Annotated in this window: 11 protein-coding genes and 1 pseudogene; 9 read left to right on the top strand and 3 right to left on the bottom strand. The window is 65.3% G+C overall.

Going from position 1 to position 15,295, the window contains the following annotated elements:
* Nucleotides 1-67: 67 nt before the first annotated feature.
* The 3 genes from RDV64_RS09550 to RDV64_RS09540 all read left to right on the top strand — a co-directional run bounded on the left by RDV64_RS09550 (nt 68) and on the right by RDV64_RS09540 (nt 3,733).
* Entirely contained in the window at nt 68-1,153 is a 1,086-nt protein-coding gene (locus tag RDV64_RS09550; RefSeq protein ID WP_309199022.1) for an ATP-binding cassette domain-containing protein, read from the top strand.
* The gene (locus tag RDV64_RS09545; protein ID WP_309199021.1) at nt 1,153-3,144 is read left to right on the top strand and encodes an ABC transporter permease subunit; all 1,992 of its coding nucleotides are present in this window, start codon (nt 1,153-1,155) and stop codon (nt 3,142-3,144) included. The genes RDV64_RS09550 and RDV64_RS09545 overlap by 1 nt, the downstream gene beginning before the upstream one ends.
* Before the next feature lie 217 nt (nt 3,145-3,361).
* Nucleotides 3,362-3,733, top strand: a complete 372-nt coding sequence (locus tag RDV64_RS09540) for a hypothetical protein (RefSeq protein ID WP_309199020.1) — start codon at nt 3,362-3,364, stop codon at nt 3,731-3,733.
* 241 nt (nt 3,734-3,974) lie between these two features.
* Here RDV64_RS09540 and RDV64_RS09535 read toward each other — a convergent pair whose 3' ends face one another.
* Genes RDV64_RS09535 through RDV64_RS09525 form a run of 3 tightly spaced genes read right to left on the bottom strand, consistent with a single transcriptional unit; the run spans nt 3,975 to nt 8,599 of the window.
* Nucleotides 3,975-4,970: a rhamnose ABC transporter substrate-binding protein gene (locus tag RDV64_RS09535; protein ID WP_309199019.1), complete on the bottom strand. Its 996-nt coding sequence runs from the start codon at nt 4,968-4,970 to the stop codon at nt 3,975-3,977.
* Nucleotides 4,971-5,009: 39 nt separating this feature from the next.
* The gene (locus RDV64_RS09530) at nt 5,010-6,008 is read right to left on the bottom strand and encodes an ABC transporter permease (protein WP_309199018.1); all 999 of its coding nucleotides are present in this window, start codon (nt 6,006-6,008) and stop codon (nt 5,010-5,012) included.
* Nucleotides 6,005-8,599: an ATP-binding cassette domain-containing protein gene (locus RDV64_RS09525; protein WP_309199017.1), complete on the bottom strand. Its 2,595-nt coding sequence runs from the start codon at nt 8,597-8,599 to the stop codon at nt 6,005-6,007. The genes RDV64_RS09530 and RDV64_RS09525 overlap by 4 nt, the downstream gene beginning before the upstream one ends.
* Nucleotides 8,600-8,896: 297 nt before the next feature.
* Here RDV64_RS09525 and RDV64_RS09520 point away from each other — a divergent pair, with 297 nt between their 5' ends.
* The 6 genes and pseudogenes from RDV64_RS09520 to RDV64_RS09495 all read left to right on the top strand — a co-directional run.
* Nucleotides 8,897-10,078: an ROK family transcriptional regulator gene (locus tag RDV64_RS09520; protein ID WP_309199016.1), complete on the top strand. Its 1,182-nt coding sequence runs from the start codon at nt 8,897-8,899 to the stop codon at nt 10,076-10,078.
* Between the two features lie 418 nt (nt 10,079-10,496).
* Nucleotides 10,497-11,798, top strand: coding sequence for an ABC transporter substrate-binding protein (locus RDV64_RS09515; protein WP_309199015.1), 1,302 nt, complete (start codon nt 10,497-10,499; stop codon nt 11,796-11,798).
* Between the two features lie 32 nt (nt 11,799-11,830).
* Nucleotides 11,831-12,547, top strand: coding sequence for an ABC transporter ATP-binding protein (locus tag RDV64_RS09510; RefSeq protein WP_309199014.1), 717 nt, complete (start codon nt 11,831-11,833; stop codon nt 12,545-12,547).
* 31 nt (nt 12,548-12,578) lie between these two features.
* The gene (locus RDV64_RS09505; RefSeq protein WP_309199013.1) at nt 12,579-13,280 is read left to right on the top strand and encodes an ABC transporter ATP-binding protein; all 702 of its coding nucleotides are present in this window, start codon (nt 12,579-12,581) and stop codon (nt 13,278-13,280) included.
* 3 nt (nt 13,281-13,283) lie between these two features.
* Complete coding sequence (locus RDV64_RS09500; protein WP_309199012.1) at nt 13,284-14,150, top strand: branched-chain amino acid ABC transporter permease; 867 nt, start codon at nt 13,284-13,286, stop codon at nt 14,148-14,150.
* Nucleotides 14,150-15,202, top strand: a pseudogene (locus RDV64_RS09495) (branched-chain amino acid ABC transporter permease); the annotation flags it as partial. The gene RDV64_RS09500 and the pseudogene RDV64_RS09495, both read left to right, overlap by 1 nt.
* Between the last annotated feature and the right edge of the window lie 93 nt (nt 15,203-15,295).

The following is a 15,295-nucleotide window of genomic DNA, read 5'->3' as shown; positions in this document are numbered from 1 at the left end:
GATCGGTCGGGACAGCCTTGCCCGGCCGATCCACCAGACTTCCCTTCAAACAGCCACAGGATTCTCCATGATCGAGGCACCAGCCTTGGGACCCGACACTGCATTGCAGGCGGACACCTCGAGCGATGAGCCGGCGGCAGTAAAGCTCTCCTGCCGCAACCTTTGGAAAATCTTCGGCGACGAAGGCGAAATCCGCGATATGGTCGCGGAATCCGGTGGTTCACCCGATCCCGCCGCCCTTTCGAAAGCAGGCCTGACTGCGGGCGTCCGCAATGTCAGCCTCGACGTGCGCGAAGGCGAAATCTTCGTGATCATGGGGCTTTCCGGCTCCGGCAAGTCCACCATCATCCGCTGCCTGTCCATGCTGCTGCGCCCCAGCGCCGGCGAGCTTTCCTTTGAAGGACGGGACCTCCTTGCCTGTTCCCGCAAGGATCTCATCGAGATGCGTCGGCACAAGATGAGCATGGTGTTCCAGCATTTTGCGCTGCTGCCCCACCTCTCCGTCGTTCGCAACGTTGCCTTTCCGCTGGAAGTGCAGGGCGTCAGCCGGGCCGAGAGCGAGGCCAAGGCGCGGGAGATGATCGACCTCGTGGGCCTCAAGGGGCGCGAGGACGACTTTCCGGATGCGCTTTCCGGCGGCCAGCAACAGCGGGTCGGCATTGCCCGCTCGCTCTCGACCGAACCCGAGCTGTGGTTCCTTGACGAGCCCTTCTCTGCCCTCGACCCGCTGATCCGCCGCGAGATGCAGGACGAGTTCCTGCGGCTGCAACGGGTCCTCAACAAGTCGATCGTTTTCATCACCCATGATTTTGACGAAGCAATCCGGATCGCAGACCGCATCGCAATCATGAACCACGGCGAGGTCGTCCAGATCGGCACGCCGGAGGACATCGTCGTGCGGCCCGCCTCCCCTTACGTGGAGGAATTCACGCGCGCGGTCAGCCGCTCGAAGGTTTTGTCGGCCCGCGCGCTAATGGAAGGGTTCGACCCTGCTGTCAGCCACGCCGGCGAGATCGGCGCGTCCGAGCGGGTCTGCGACTTTGCCGTAAGAGTTGTCGGCGAAACCGAGCCCTTCGCGGTGGTCGACAAAAGGCAGAAGCGGATCGGCCAGATCAACCGCGAGGCCGTCATCGCCCTGCTTGCGGAGGGGTAATGAGCATCGCCGCCACCATCGCCGCCCGCCCTGCGCCCTCGGCCCGCAACAACGCCCTTTTCTGGTGCGTCGCCCTTGCCGTGCTCGCCGTGATCTTCGTCGTCGCGCCCAATGTTCCGCTGCTGGACGATCCGCGCCGGGAATTCGTCATCCCGTTCGCCAGCTGGATCTCCGATGGCATGGATTTCCTCGTCGACGATCTCAGCTTCGGTCTCTTCACGTTCGAGGATTTCACGCGGGGGGTTGCCTATGTGCTGTCCCTTCCGCTTGCCGCCCTGACTGCGCTGCTGGCCTCGGGGTGGACGGTGCCGCTGACCGAGGTGGACATCGCGCCGCTGCCCTGGTTCGGGCTGCTGCTGGCAATGGTCTTCATGGGATGGCGCGTTGGCGGCACGGGGCTCGCCGTGCTGATGTTCGCCTGCTTTGCCTACCTCGCCGTCTTCGACCAGTGGCAAAGCGCGATGATCACCCTCTCCTCGGTGCTGGTTGCCGTGCCCATCGGCATCCTCGTCGGGCTTTTGCTCGGCATTCTGGCCTACAAGCATTCAGCCTCCGAGCGGGTCATCTCCCCCATTCTGGATCTGATGCAGACCGTCCCGGTCTTTGCCTACCTGCTGCCGGTTCTCGTTCTCTTCGGCTTCGGCCAGGTCTCCGCGATGATCGCGACCATCATCTACGCCATGCCGCCCATGGTCCGCGTGACCATCGTTGCGCTGCGCTCGGTCCCCGGCGACCTCCTGGAATTTGGCGACATGGCCGGCTGCACCCCGCGTCAGATGCTGTGGCGGATCGAGCTGCCGGCCGCGCGCGATAGCCTGATGATCGGCGTCAATCAGGTGGTGATGCTTTCGCTCAACATGGTGATCATCGCCTCGATGATCGGTGCCGGCGGGCTGGGGCGCGACGTGCTGACGTCGCTGAAGCGCCTCGCCATCGGCGATGCGCTGGAGGCGGGTGTCGCCATCACGCTCCTCGCCATCGCCATCGACCGGCTGTGCCAGGCGCTTGCCAACCGCGGCCGCAAGGCGCCTCGCGCTGACCGCCACGGGCTGCTGGCGGTATCGACGCCACTCGGCGTCCTCGTCATTCTCGGCCTCGGGATGCTGGTTGCTGCGCTGTTTCCGGCGCTGTCGATCTATCCGCAGGCTCTCGTTCTGGACACCGGCCCCTTCTGGGACGAGCTGATCCGCCTCATCAACATCCACCTTTACGACACGCTCGACGCGATCAAGGCATTCCTGCTGATCCATGTGATGATCCCGGTGAAGCGCCTTCTCGTCGAGGTGCCGTGGCTGGCAGTGGCAACCGGCGTTGCGCTCCTCGGATGGCGCCTTTCCGGCTTGCGCCTTGCGGCGATGCTCTTTTGCATGTCCGCCTTCATCGCCTTCACCGGCAACTGGGAAAAGGCGATGGTCTCGGTCTATCTGTGCGGGACGTCCGTGGTGATTGCGTGCCTCATCGGCATACCGATCGGCATCTGGTCCGCCGCCAGCAGGCGCGCCCGCAAGATCATCTCCATCGGCATCGACACGCTGCAGACGCTGCCGAGCTTCGTCTATCTGATCCCGGTGGTGATGCTGTTTCAGGTGGGCGACTTCTCGGCGATGATCGCCATCGTCCTTTACGCCATCGCGCCCGCGGTGCGGTACACCGACCATGGCCTCCGGCAGGTCCCGACCGAAACCATCGAGGCGGCGACCATGTCCGGCTGCACGCCCTCGCAGATCCTGTGGCGCGTGAAGCTGCCGCTGGCGACGCCGCAGATCATGCTCGGCGTCAACCAGACGATCATGATGGCGTTGTCCATGCTCGTGATTACCGCACTCGTGGGCACCAGCGACCTTGGCCAGGAGGTCTACATCGCCCTCACCCGCGCCGACGTGGGCATGGGCATTGTGGCCGGCGTGTCCGTGGCATTCATTGCCATGACGGCGGATCGGCTGATTGGCGCGTGGGCCGCCGAGCGCAGGCGCAAGCTGCACCTCAGCTGAGGATTGCTTGCGCGCCGCCGGTGCCACCGGCGGCTTCAATCCATTTTGCGGGCAACGCGGGATGGACGGCGCAAGCGGTCAATCTGGACGAAATTCTTCAAATGCGCGGGTTGTGACGCTGGTCACGTGAAGATGACGAAGCCGTCATCATCTTCAATGCATCGGCAACGGGCCGGAACCCGAAACAAACATTGCAAGCATCTGGAGAATTTCGACCATGAATATCAAGAAAACCATTGTCGCTGCTTCCACCGCAATCGCACTGTCTGCAGCAGCTGTCGCAGCCCCCACCGCCGCTTCTGCAACCCCCTTCGCCGCGCTGAAAAGCGCCCAGATCGAAACCGGCGCGACCGCCGTCGATACCGTGGGCAGCCGCAGCAGGCGCCATCGCCGCCCGCATCGCGGCCACCGCGGCCGCCACTTCAACAACGGTGCAGCGGCTGCCATCGGCTTCGGCGCGTTCGCCCTCGGCGCGGCCCTTGCCGCCAACGCTGCCCCGCAGCGGGTCTACTGCCGCAACGTGCGCACCGAGCGCTGGAGCCCGCGCCGTGGCGCCTACGTCATCCGCATCAAGCGCGTCTGCAACTGACGCGCACTTCAATTACAGGAAAAGACTTTTCAATCTGCCGATACATATTTGTTTCTTATAGTGATTTCAGTACCAGTCGGCCCGCCCCTGTTTCAGGGGTGGGCTTTTTAATGATGACCACCGCCTGCTGGCCGAGGCGGGCCCGGCAAGTATGGAACCACCGGAAAAATTCGAGGCAGCGCTCTCGTTCGGTGCGCTGGTCCGCTTCGGGCAGAAAAACCGCCCGAAGCGTTGTTCAGTTCTAGAACTTGAACTCGTCGACATTCTCCGGCGTGACGATCTTGGCCGGACCGAGGACGACCTCGCCAGCCTTGCCGACCGTGTAGGACCCAAGCCGGCCGGCGTCAAAGGTCTCGCCCTCTTCGCCGGTGATCTTGCACATCGCAACCGCCTGCGCGGCATGGTAGGCGAGGTAGCCGAGATCGGTCACGTTCCACCAGATGTCCTGAACCGAACCGTCCTCGATGTATTTGCGGATCAAGGAGGCCGGGGCGAGGCCGGTGAGCTTGATCTGGCCCGTCATGCCGGCCTCTTCGAGGGCGCGGGCGGCTGCGGGAAGGCCGATGCCGGCGGGCACGATGATGCCTTTGAGGTCCGGGTAGGTCTGGGCCAGCGCAAGCGCCTGCTGCTGGTTCACCTGCTCGCTTTCCTCGCCATAAACCACCGTCACAAGCTCAAGGCCGCTATAGTCGGGGTTGCTGTCCAGTTCGCCGCGCATCTGCTCGATCCAGGCGTTCTGGTTCGTTGCTGTCGGCGTCGAGGACAGGATTGCGAATTTCCCTTTTCCGATCATGTCGTTCATCGACTGGAGCATCATCTCGGCAAGGCTTGAGCCGAGCGCCTGGTTGACGAACACGGTCCGCGCGCCCTGCGCCACATCGGAATCGTAGGAGATCACGCGCACGCCATTGGCCGCCGCGCGCTTGAGCGCCGGGGCAACGGCATTGGCGTCGTTGCCGGAGATCGCAATCACGTCGACCTGCTGCGCGACGAGGTTGTTGATGAACTCCACCTGGGCTTCCGCGGTCGCCTGGCTGGGCGCGGCCTGAATGACGGTGCCGCCCATTTCGCCCGCAGCTTCCTTGGCGCCGTCATTGGCGACCTGGAAGTAGGGGTCGGTGTCGAGCTTGGGCAGGAAGCCGATGGTGCCGGGCTCGGTCAGGCAGTCCTGCGCCTGTGCCGCGCCGGTCAACAAAACGGCGGTGCAGACCGTCGCAAGCAGTGTTCTCTTCAGCATTGTTGTTTCCTCCATGGGTTGTTCTTTGGCCGTAATTCCTCAGGCGTTTCTTGTGCCGCCCAAGACCTTGTTGTCCCGCCGGCGCCTTGCGCTGGCGACGACGCGGGGGACGAACGTGCCGGCGAGCAGGGCCGCAATCAGCATGATGCCGATCAGCGTGCTCTGGGCGTCGCCGCCGACCCCGTTGATGCCGAGAAGGTTGCGGATCAGCGCAACGAGGCAAAGCGCGCCCACAACGCCGACCACCCCGCCCTTGCCGCCGAACACGCTGACGCCGCCGAGCATCGCGATGGTGATGACGTCCAGCTCCATGCCGAACGCGTTGTTGGCGCGCGCATTGGCAAGGCGTGCGGTGTAGATGATGCCGGCGATGGAGCAGATGACGCCCGAAAACACGAACAGTCCGAAGCGGATCCGCTCAACGGAAATGCCGGAATACAGCGCCGTCATCGGGTTGCCGCCGATGGCGAAGATGCGCCGGCCGAGGATGGTTCGGTGCAGCACCACCGCAAAGATCGGCAGGATCACCAGGAAGGGCACGATGGTCCACGGTACGGGCAGGCCGGCAACGTTGGTGAAGCCGAAATCCAGCAGCGCATCGGGCAGCACGTTCACCGAACCGCTGCCGAGCAGCATGTACCCGATGCCCCGGAACAGCGCCATCGTGCCCAAGGTGACGACGAGCGAGGGGAGCCCCACCACCGTCACCAGCGCACCGTTGAAGGCGCCGAGCAAACCGCCCGAAACGAGCGTGAGCACGATTGCGGGCGCCAGCGGCATTCCCGCCTGAAGGAGAAGGCCGAGGACCACGCTGGTGAGGGCAAGGGTGCTGGCCACCGACAGGTCGATGTCGCGGGTGATGAGGAGCAGCATCATCGGCAGGACAATCAGCGCACGCTCGGACACGCCGGCAATCATCTGCGAGATGTTGAAGGCGCTGCCGAAATTCTTGAACGCCAGAAAGCCGATCAGGAGCACGGCAACGGCCACCGCGCAGATGAAGGCGTCCCAGTTGGAAATCCAGGCGGGTCTCTTCATGGCGTGGCCCTGCGCTGCAATCTTCGTTCGTGGCGGGCCGCGATCTTGGCGTCGATGGTGATCGCCACCAGAATGACGAGGCCGTAGATCCCCTGCAGCCAGAGCGGATCGACGCGCACCAGGACGAGCCCGTTGCGGATGATGAGAAGCGCCAGCGCACCGAGCACGATGCCGAGAACGGTGCCCGATCCCCCGCGGATCGCGACACCGCCGACCACCACCGCAGCCACCACCGTCAACTCGAAACCGAAGGCGACGCGGGCATCCACCGTGGCATAGCGCGAGGCCCACAGGGCACCCGTCAGCCCCGCCAGCGCGCCGGCCAGAACGAACGCGCTGAAGATGCGCCGGGTGGAGGGTATGCCGATGAGGTCGGCACCGCCGGGGTTCGAGCCGACGCCATACAGCTCGCGCCCCCACCGGGTGCGGCTGAGGACGAAGGCCGCGACGGCCAGCACGACCACCGCCAGAAGCACGATCAGCGGAATGCCGAGCACCTCGGTGCCTGCAAGGGCGAGCCAGTGCGCCGGAACCTCGTCGGCGCTGATCTGGTCGCCGCCGGCCCACAGCGAGTGGAGGCCGCGAAAGATCGACATTGTGCCCAGCGTGGCAACGATGGACGGCACGCGCCCATAGGCGATGATGAGGCCGTTGATGCTGCCGAGCCCTGCGCCCAGCACGCAGGCGAAGGCCACCCCGGCAATGGCCGGGAGTTCCGGGTTGGCGGACATCAGGCCCGCGGAGGTGTAGGCCGTCAGCCCGATCACGGACGCGACGGAAAGGTCGATGTTGCGCGTCAGAATGACGAGCATCTGGCCGAGTGCGACGAAGCCGAGGAGAGCCGCGTCCATGGTGAGCGGCGTCAGGTTCGCCGGACTCATCATGCGCGGGTTGATGATCGTCACCGGGATGATGACGGCAAGGATCGCAACCAGAAGCCCCACCTCGCGCCGCTTGAGAAGATTGCGGAGCGATTGCGCAAAGGACTGCTGCGCCGGTGCCTCCGGCACCTCATGCGTTTCGGGTCCGGCGTCCACCGGCGCCGCGCTGCGGGTGGCGGCCTCCAGCACCTTGGGGGCGGTTGCCTCGGCGCGATCGAACGTTGCGACCTGGCGGCCTTCATTGAGGACGACGATGCGGTCGCACATCCCCAGAAGCTCAGGCATCTCCGAAGAGATGAGGACGATCGCCAGCCCCTGTCTGGCAAGGTCGGCGATCATCGCATGGACTTCGGCCTTCGACTGGACGTCGATGCCCTGGGTCGGCTCGTCGAGAATCAGGATGCGGGGCCGGGTGGCGACCCATTTCGCCAGCACCACCTTTTGCTGGTTGCCGCCGGACAGGCCGGAAATTTCCTGGTCGAAGCTGGCATAGCGCAGCTTCAGCCGCTCCAGCTGCTCCTTCACCGCGCCGATTTCGCGCTCGCGCTGCAACAGGCCGTGGTGGGTGCAGCGCTCCAGCACGGTGAGGGAGCCGTTCACGAAGATGGGAAACTCGGCAATCAGGCTTTGCGAGAGGCGGTCCTCGGACACGTAGGCAATGCCCTTGCGCATGGCCTCCCCCGGCGAACCGATGCGGACCGGCGCGCCGTCGATCGCAATGTCGCCGCTGCTGGGCCGCGTGATGCCGAAGATCGTGCGCGCCACCTCAGTCCGGCCGCTGCCGACCAGCCCGCCTATCCCCAACACCTCGCCCGCGCGCACATTGAACGAAATGCCGGAATATTCGCCGGCACGGCTGAGATCCTCCACTTGCAGGATGACATCGCCGGGCGGTTGATCGCGCTCCGGATATCCGGCGACGAGGGTGCGGCCGGCCATCAGGTTGATCGCGTCCTGCCGGGTCAGCACATCAGCCGGCTCCACCGTCAGAAGCTCGCCATCGCGCAGGACGGCAATGCGGTCGGACACGTCGAAGATCTCGTCCATCCGGTGACCGACGAAGACGATGCCGACGCCGCGCGCCTTCAGTTGAGCGACCACCGCAAAAAGCTTCTGCACCTCGCGGTGGGAAAGCGCCGCGGTCGGCTCGTCCATGATGAGAATGTCGGCGTCCGACGACAGCGCGCGGGCCACTTCGACAAGCTGCTGCTCGGAGACGCTCAGTGTCCGCAGCGGTTGCGACGGCGAAACATCAAGCCCGATGGTGTCCAGAATTTCGGCCGCGCGGTCGGCCATCGCGCCGGTGTCGATCACCCCTAGCGATGTTTCGGGGAAACGGCCGAAGAAGATGTTTTCGGCAACGCTGAGGTCCGGAAAAAGGCCCGGATGCTGGTGCATCACCGCAATGCCGGCACGCTGCGCGCTCAGCGGCGAGTCCCAGACCCGCGCCTTGCCGCCCATTTCCACGCTGCCCTCGTTGGGCGGATAGACACCGGCAAGCACCTTGACGCAGGTGCTCTTGCCCGCACCGTTCTCCCCCAGAAGCGCCAGCACTTCGCCCGCGCGAATGTCGAACGAGACGTTGTGGATGGCCACCGTGCCGCCGAACCGCTTGGTGGCGCCGACCAGCCGCAAGAGAACCTTGCCCTCTTCAGCTTCCGCGGGATCGGAGTCTCCCCCCCGCTCGGAAATGTCCGGTGCTTCTTGCAAAGAAGCCTCCTTTGCGCCCCAACAAACCACGGCCCCGCTGAAAAACGGGCCTTGGATAATGGCGAGGTTAGGCTCCGGACTTTTCCCAAGTCAATAAATACTTCCAAATGAAGTATGTATTGACGATGGCCTGCCCGCCCCTATGCTGAAAGCGCGTGCCAGCCATCGGCAGCGGCACAAATTGACCGTACGGACCGTTTGCGGGACACAACCGGCGAACAAAGGTCGGATGGAATACGAAGAGGCATGGTGGGACAAAAGCCAACAGCCACAACGGGCGGCGGCCGCGACCGGTCCATGCAGCAAAGTCCCAACCGGGGCTCCAACCAGATTGCCGTGCGCAGCTACAACGAGCGCCTTATTCTTCAGCTCGTCAGATGGCATCCCGGCCTCACCAAATCGGAAGCCATCCGCGCGACCGGACTGTCGCCCAACGCCGTGTCTGTGATCTTCCGCTCGCTGGAAGATGCGGCGCTCATCATTCGGGATGCGCCCATCAGGGGCCGGATCGGCCAGCCGTCCACGCCGGTGCGCCTCAACCCTGATGCACGGCTTTATGCCGGCCTCAAGATCGGGCGGCGAAGCGCCGATCTCGTCCTCATCGACTTTGTGGGCACCGTGCGCGCCTCGGTGTCGTCCGCCTATCCGTTTCCCACACCTGACGGCATTCAGGCGTTTGCAAAATCCGGGATCAGGCAGATCCTGAAATCCGCCCGCGTTCCCCGTGACCGGGTGCTGGGGCTCGGGATCGCGATGCCGTTCGAGATCTGGGGGTGGAACGCGGAAATCGGCGTGCCGCAGGGCACACTGGACGCCTGGCGCGACGTGAAGCTCACAGAGCTTCTGTCGCGGACCGTCCCCTGGAGCATCATCACAGCGAACGACGCGACCGCGGCCTGCGTTGCCGAGATGAGTTTCAACATGAACGGCGACACGCAGGACGCCATCTATCTGTTCGTCGGCACGCTCATCGGCGGCGGTGTCATCCTCAACGGCAGTGTCTTTCTCGGCCGCACGGGCAATGCCGGCGGCTTCGGGCCGTTCCGTGTGCCGGGCGGTGAACCGGGTGCAGACCGCCTCATCGACCACGCCTCACTCACCGTGCTCGACCAGATGCTCCGCGACGCGGGTCACGACCCTGCCAGCTTGCGAAACGACCCCGACGGATGGACAGCGCATCCGGCCATCGTAGAGGCATGGCTCGATCTGGCAGCGCGCGGGATCGCGCATGCCATCGCCTCCTCGCTCTCGATCATCGACTTTGAAACGGTGGTGATCGACGGGAGCTTCCCGCCCGACGTGCGCGACACGCTGGTTGCGAAAATCCGCGATACGTTCAGCGCGATGGACCGTCAGGGGCTTTCCGATCCTGCAATAAAGGCCGGACACTGGGGCTCCATCGCCCGCGCCGTCGGTGCAGCCGCACTGCCGCTGAACGCAAGCTTCTCCATCGACCAGAACACGCTGATGCGGAGCTGACGGCCAACGCGCGACGGGCTGGGCTTCGCAGCTGGCATCCTTGGGAGATCGGCCGGCAGATCTCGTTCGCGAACCTCCTCGGCTGCAGCACCTTCATCCGGTCGGCCTGCCCGCGGGTTTATGTCGCGGTGTGCCCACAGTTCTGATCGCCGTGGCGCAGGCAGGAATCGTCCCGCTTTCCATTCGGCGGCGAGCCGCCCCCGTGCCCGGCCGCCGGGCGTTCTGCAAACAAAAGGGTGATCATGAGAAGACGCATGGATCTGCGCTGCAAAGGCGCGCGCCATTACCTCTCATTGCCGGCTGGAGTCGTCGTCAGCTCCCACCAGAATGCAACCACTCACTTGGGAAGACGGAGGGACTGCGTTATGGTCTCGCCAAAGACGAAAACAAGAAAAATAATTCGATCCGGAGGATCCCCATGAAACGCCTTGAGACAAACCGGCGCACGTTCCTTAAAGCTGGCGCCGCCACGGCTGCTGTTGGTCTGTTCGCGCCTGCCGTCCACGCCCAGGCCCGCACCGTGCGCGTCGGCTACGTCACGCCGCAGACCGGGCCGCTCGCGGCCTTCTCCGAGGTCGACCAGTACATCATCGACGGTGTGCTGAAGGCGGTTTCGGGCGGCATCAAGTCCGGCAGCCGCACCTACAACCTCGAAGTCATCGTCAAGGACAGCCAGTCCAACCCCAACCGCGCCGCAGACGTCGCCAAGGAACTCATAATCGACGATGAGATCGACATCATGCTGGTGGGCAACACGCCGGAGACCACCAACCCGGTCTCCACCATCGCCGAGATCGAGCAGTACCCCGTGATCTCTTCGCTGGCGCCGTGGCAGCCGTGGTTCATCGGCCGGCAGGGCAACCCGACGGACCCGTCGAGCTGGAAGCCATTCGACTATGGCTACCACTTCTTCTGGGGGCTGGAGGACGTGATTGCCGTCTTCACCAACATGTGGAACCAGCTGGACACCAACCGCATGGTCGGCGGCCTGTTCCCCAACGATGCCGACGGCAACGCCTGGGGCGACCCGCAGGTGGGCTTTCCGCCGGCTTTGACGGCAGCCGACTTCAAGCTCCTCGACCCCGGCCGCTACGAGAACCTGCAGGACGACTTTTCCGCCCAGATCTCGGCGTTCAAGAACGGCGATTGCCAGCTCCTCACCGGCGTCGTCCTCCCGCCGGACTTTGCCACCTTCTGGACCCAGGCCGCGCAGCAGGGCTACCGCCCCAAGGCCGCATCCGTCGGCAAGGCGATCCTGTTTCCCTCCGCCGTCAACGCCATCGGCGACGCCGCCGAAAACCTGTCGTCCGAGGTGTGGTGGTCCAACGTCCACCCGTTCAAGTCCTCGCTGACGGGGCAGAACGCGGGCGAGGTCTGCGCCGGCTACGAGGACGCGACCGGCAACCAGTGGACCCAGCCGCTCGGCTTCGCGCATGCGCTGTTCGAGGTGCTGGTCGACGTTCTGAAACGCACCGACGATCCGCGCGACGGCGACGCCGTGGCCGCGACCATTGCTGCCACCGACATGAACACCATCGTCGGCCCCATCAAGTGGGACGGTGCGAACCTGCCCCCCTTCGCCCAGAAGAACGTGACCAAGACGCCGCTGGTGGGCGGCCAGTGGCGCAAGGGCGACAACGGCCGGTTCGAGCTTGTCATCGTCGACAACCAGACCTACCCGGACATTCCGGTCGCCAGTGAAATGAGGCCGATCAGCTGAGCGAACCGGGCGCGCCGCCCGGAGAGCCGGCCGTGCTTCTGGAAATCCGCAACCTCAACCGCGCCTTCGGGGCGGTGACCGTCGCCGACGACATCTCGCTCGATGTCGCGGAGGGGGAGGCGCTCGGCATCATCGGCCCCAACGGGGCGGGGAAGTCGACGCTCTTCAACCTCATCACCGGCCGCGTTGCGCCGCAAGGCGGCTCGATCCGGCTCGACGGGGCGGAGATCAGCCGCCTGCCGGCGCGGCGGCGCGTCAACCTCGGCATCGGCCGCAGCTTCCAGATCCCGCAGCCGTTCGAGCAGATGACGACCTACGAGAATGTCTCCGTCGCCGCCTGTTTCGGCGCAGGCGGTTCGGAGCGCGCCGAGCAAGGGAGTGTGGTCGAAGTCCTCCACCGCACCGACCTCCTCGCCAAGGCAAACCTCCCGGCAGGCTCCCTCTCGCTGCTGGAGCGCAAACGCCTCGAAATGGCGCGCGCGCTCGCCACCCGGCCGCGGCTCCTGCTCTTGGACGAAATTGCCGGCGGCCTCACCGATGCCGAATGCACCTCGCTGATCGAGACGATCCGCCAGATCAACGCGGACGGCACCACCATCGTGTGGATTGAGCACGTCACCCACGCGCTGCTTGCCGTCGTGTCCCGCCTCGTTGCGCTCGATTTCGGCAAGATCATCGGCGAGGGCGATCCCGAGGCGGTGATGGCCAGCGATGCCGTCCGCCGCATCTATCTCGGAATGGAAGTATGACCGCGCGCGGCGAACGGCGGGAGGCGGCCCCGTGAAGCTCCTCGAAACCCGCGAACTCACCGCATTTTACGGCGATTTTCAGGCGCTCTACGGCATCGACGCCCATGTGGACGAGGGCGAGACCATCGCCATTGTCGGTGCCAACGGGGCCGGCAAGTCGACGCTGCTGGGCGCCATCACGGGCCTGCGGCAGACCCCGGCAGGCATGGTGGAATTCGACGGCCGGACCATCGGCGGCATGAAGCCCGCCGAGATCATGGCACGCGGCATCGCCCTGGTGCCGGAGGGGCGCAAGCTCTTCCCCTCCCTCTCGGTGGAAGAAAACCTGATGATCGGCAACTACGGCCGCAAGGTGCGCGGCCACTGGAGCCTCGACGCCATCTATCGCCTCTTCCCCGTACTGAAGGAGCGCCGCACGCAGGCTGCCACCTCGCTGTCGGGCGGCCAGCAGCAGATGGTGGCGCTCGGCCGGGCGCTGATGTCCAACCCGCGCCTTCTCCTCTGCGACGAGATCAGCCTCGGCCTCGCCCCCTCCGTGATCAAGGACATCTACGCAGCCCTCGACGAGATCCGGGCCGAGGGCGCCTCCGTGGTGGTGGTCGAGCAGAACATCAGCCAGGCGCTTGCCGTCGCCGACCGCATCTACTGCCTCCTCGAAGGCCGTGTGACACTCACCGGCCGCCCCGATAACCTCCGGCGCGACCAGATCGCCCGCGCGTATTTCGGGGGCTGAGCGATGATCGTTGCCGATACCCTCATCCAGGGCATTCTGCTCGGCGGCCTCTACGCCCTCTTCGCCACCGGGCTCAGCCTCATCTTCGGCGTGATGCGCCTCGTCAACCTTGCGCACGGCGACCTGATGGTGGTGGCGGCATTCGCCATCCTCATCGGCGTGGAAGCGCTGGGCCTGCCGATCATCGTCGCGGCAGTCCTCGGCGGCATCGCGATGTTCGCGTTCGGCTACCTGTTGCAATCGTTCCTGCTGAACCGGACCTTGGGCAAGGACATCCTCCCGCCGCTCCTCGTCACCTTCGGCCTCTCCATCATCCTGCAGAACGGGATGCTTGAGGCGTTCTCCGCCGACACGCGCCGGCTTCCCTTCGGCGCGCTGGGCGATGCCTCCATTGCGCTTGGCGGCGGGCTCGCGGTCGGCGTGGTGCCGCTCCTCACCTTCGCGTCTGCCGTGCTGGTGATCGTGTTCCTCAACTGGCTGTTCTACCGAACGGAGACGGGCCGCGCCTTCCGCGCCACGTCCGACAACCCCGAAATCGCCCAGCTGATGGGCATTGACAATTCCCGCATCTTCTCGCTCGCCATGGCGCTTTCGCTGGTTGTGGTCGCCATCGCCGGCCTCTACCTCGGCGCGCGCGCCACGTTCGACCCGCTGATCGGCCCCTCACGGCTGATCTTCGCGTTCGAGGCGGTCATCATCGGCGGGCTCGGCAGCTTCTGGGGCACCCTGGCGGGCGGCATCATCCTCGGCCTTGCGCAGAGCATCGGCGCGCAGATCTCGCCCGAATGGCAGACCCTTTCGGGTCACGTCGTGTTCCTCCTCGTCCTGCTGGTGCGCCCACGCGGCCTTTTCCCAAGGGCGTTCGACTGATGGCCGGTCCCGCCCTCGATCCCACCCGCTACAAGGTCGCGAAATCCACCCGCGCTTCGGCGATCGCGCTCGCCGTGATGGGCGTTGGCGTGGTGGCGCTTCTGGCAGCGCCTGCGATCATCTCGCGATCGCTGCTGCAGGACCTCTTCTTCGTCCTCACCATGATCACGCTGGCCCAGTGCTGGAACCTTCTCGCGGGCTTTGGCGGGCTCGTCTCCATCGGCCAGCAGGCGTTCGTCGGCCTTGGCGCCTACGCCGGCTTCGGCCTTGCGATCCTCGCGGGGCTCGATCCCCTGCTTGCCATGCTGTGCGCCGGCATCATCGGCGGCGTGATGGCGATCCCGACAGGCTTCATCCTCTTCCGCCTCGAAGGGGCCTATTTCGCCATCGGCACCTGGGTCGCAGCCGAGGTCTACCGGCTCCTGTTCGCGCAGTGGAAGACGCTTGGCGGCGGCACCGGCACCTCGCTCCCGTCCGACGTTGCGCGCAGCATCGTCGGCATCGACACGGTCGCGACCCTGTTCGACGTGCGCTCCTCCCATGCGCGCGACATCCTCTCCTACTGGATCGCGCTGGTGCTGGCCGTCGCCGTCATCGGCGCGATCTACGCATTCCTGCGCACCCGCAACGGCCTCGCCCTGTCCGCCGTGCGCGACAACCCGGATGCCGCCGAAAGCCTCGGCATCGACACCCGCCGCATCAAGTTCGCCGTCTACGTCTTCGCCGCGGTGGGCGCTGCCATCACCGGCGCGCTGATCTACTACCAGAAGGCGTCCATCACCCCGCAAAGCGCGTTCTCGGTGATCGACTGGACGGCGTTCGTCCTCTTCATCGTCGTCATCGGCGGGATCGGCACGCTGGAAGGCCCCATCATCGGCGCGCTCATCCTGTTCGCGCTGCAAAACTGGCTGGCGGACTTCGGCACCTGGTACCTGATGGCGCTGGGCGGGCTTGCCATCCTCGTCATGCTGGTGGCGCCCAAGGGGATCTGGGGTTTTGTCGTCGAGCGCACAGACTTCTCGCTCTTTCCCACCCGCCGCAGGCTGATCGGGCCCGACACGCCGGTGCCGGACTACACCCAGCCCGTGCGCGAAATGCGGCTGCCCCCTGCGCCCGGCATCAGCGGGGCGGATGTGCCCCTCGAG

The sequence above is a fragment of the Acuticoccus sp. MNP-M23 genome (assembly GCF_031195445.1).
Taxonomy (GTDB): domain Bacteria; phylum Pseudomonadota; class Alphaproteobacteria; order Rhizobiales; family Amorphaceae; genus Acuticoccus.
This window is presented reverse-complemented; position numbering and strand designations above follow the sequence as displayed.

Excerpts from the sequence above, each read along its gene's own strand:
- RDV64_RS09550 (WP_309199022.1), top strand. The coding sequence starts at position 68 with ATGATCGAGGCACCAGCCTTGGGACCCGACACTGCATTGCAGGCGGAC.
- RDV64_RS09545 (WP_309199021.1), top strand. The coding sequence starts at position 1,153 with ATGAGCATCGCCGCCACCATCGCCGCCCGCCCTGCGCCCTCGGCCCGC.
- RDV64_RS09540 (WP_309199020.1), top strand. The coding sequence starts at position 3,362 with ATGAATATCAAGAAAACCATTGTCGCTGCTTCCACCGCAATCGCACTG.
- RDV64_RS09535 (WP_309199019.1), bottom strand. The coding sequence starts at position 4,970 with ATGCTGAAGAGAACACTGCTTGCGACGGTCTGCACCGCCGTTTTGTTG.
- RDV64_RS09530 (WP_309199018.1), bottom strand. The coding sequence starts at position 6,008 with ATGAAGAGACCCGCCTGGATTTCCAACTGGGACGCCTTCATCTGCGCG.
- RDV64_RS09520 (WP_309199016.1), top strand. The coding sequence starts at position 8,897 with ATGCAGCAAAGTCCCAACCGGGGCTCCAACCAGATTGCCGTGCGCAGC.
- RDV64_RS09515 (WP_309199015.1), top strand. The coding sequence starts at position 10,497 with ATGAAACGCCTTGAGACAAACCGGCGCACGTTCCTTAAAGCTGGCGCC.
- RDV64_RS09500 (WP_309199012.1), top strand. The coding sequence starts at position 13,284 with ATGATCGTTGCCGATACCCTCATCCAGGGCATTCTGCTCGGCGGCCTC.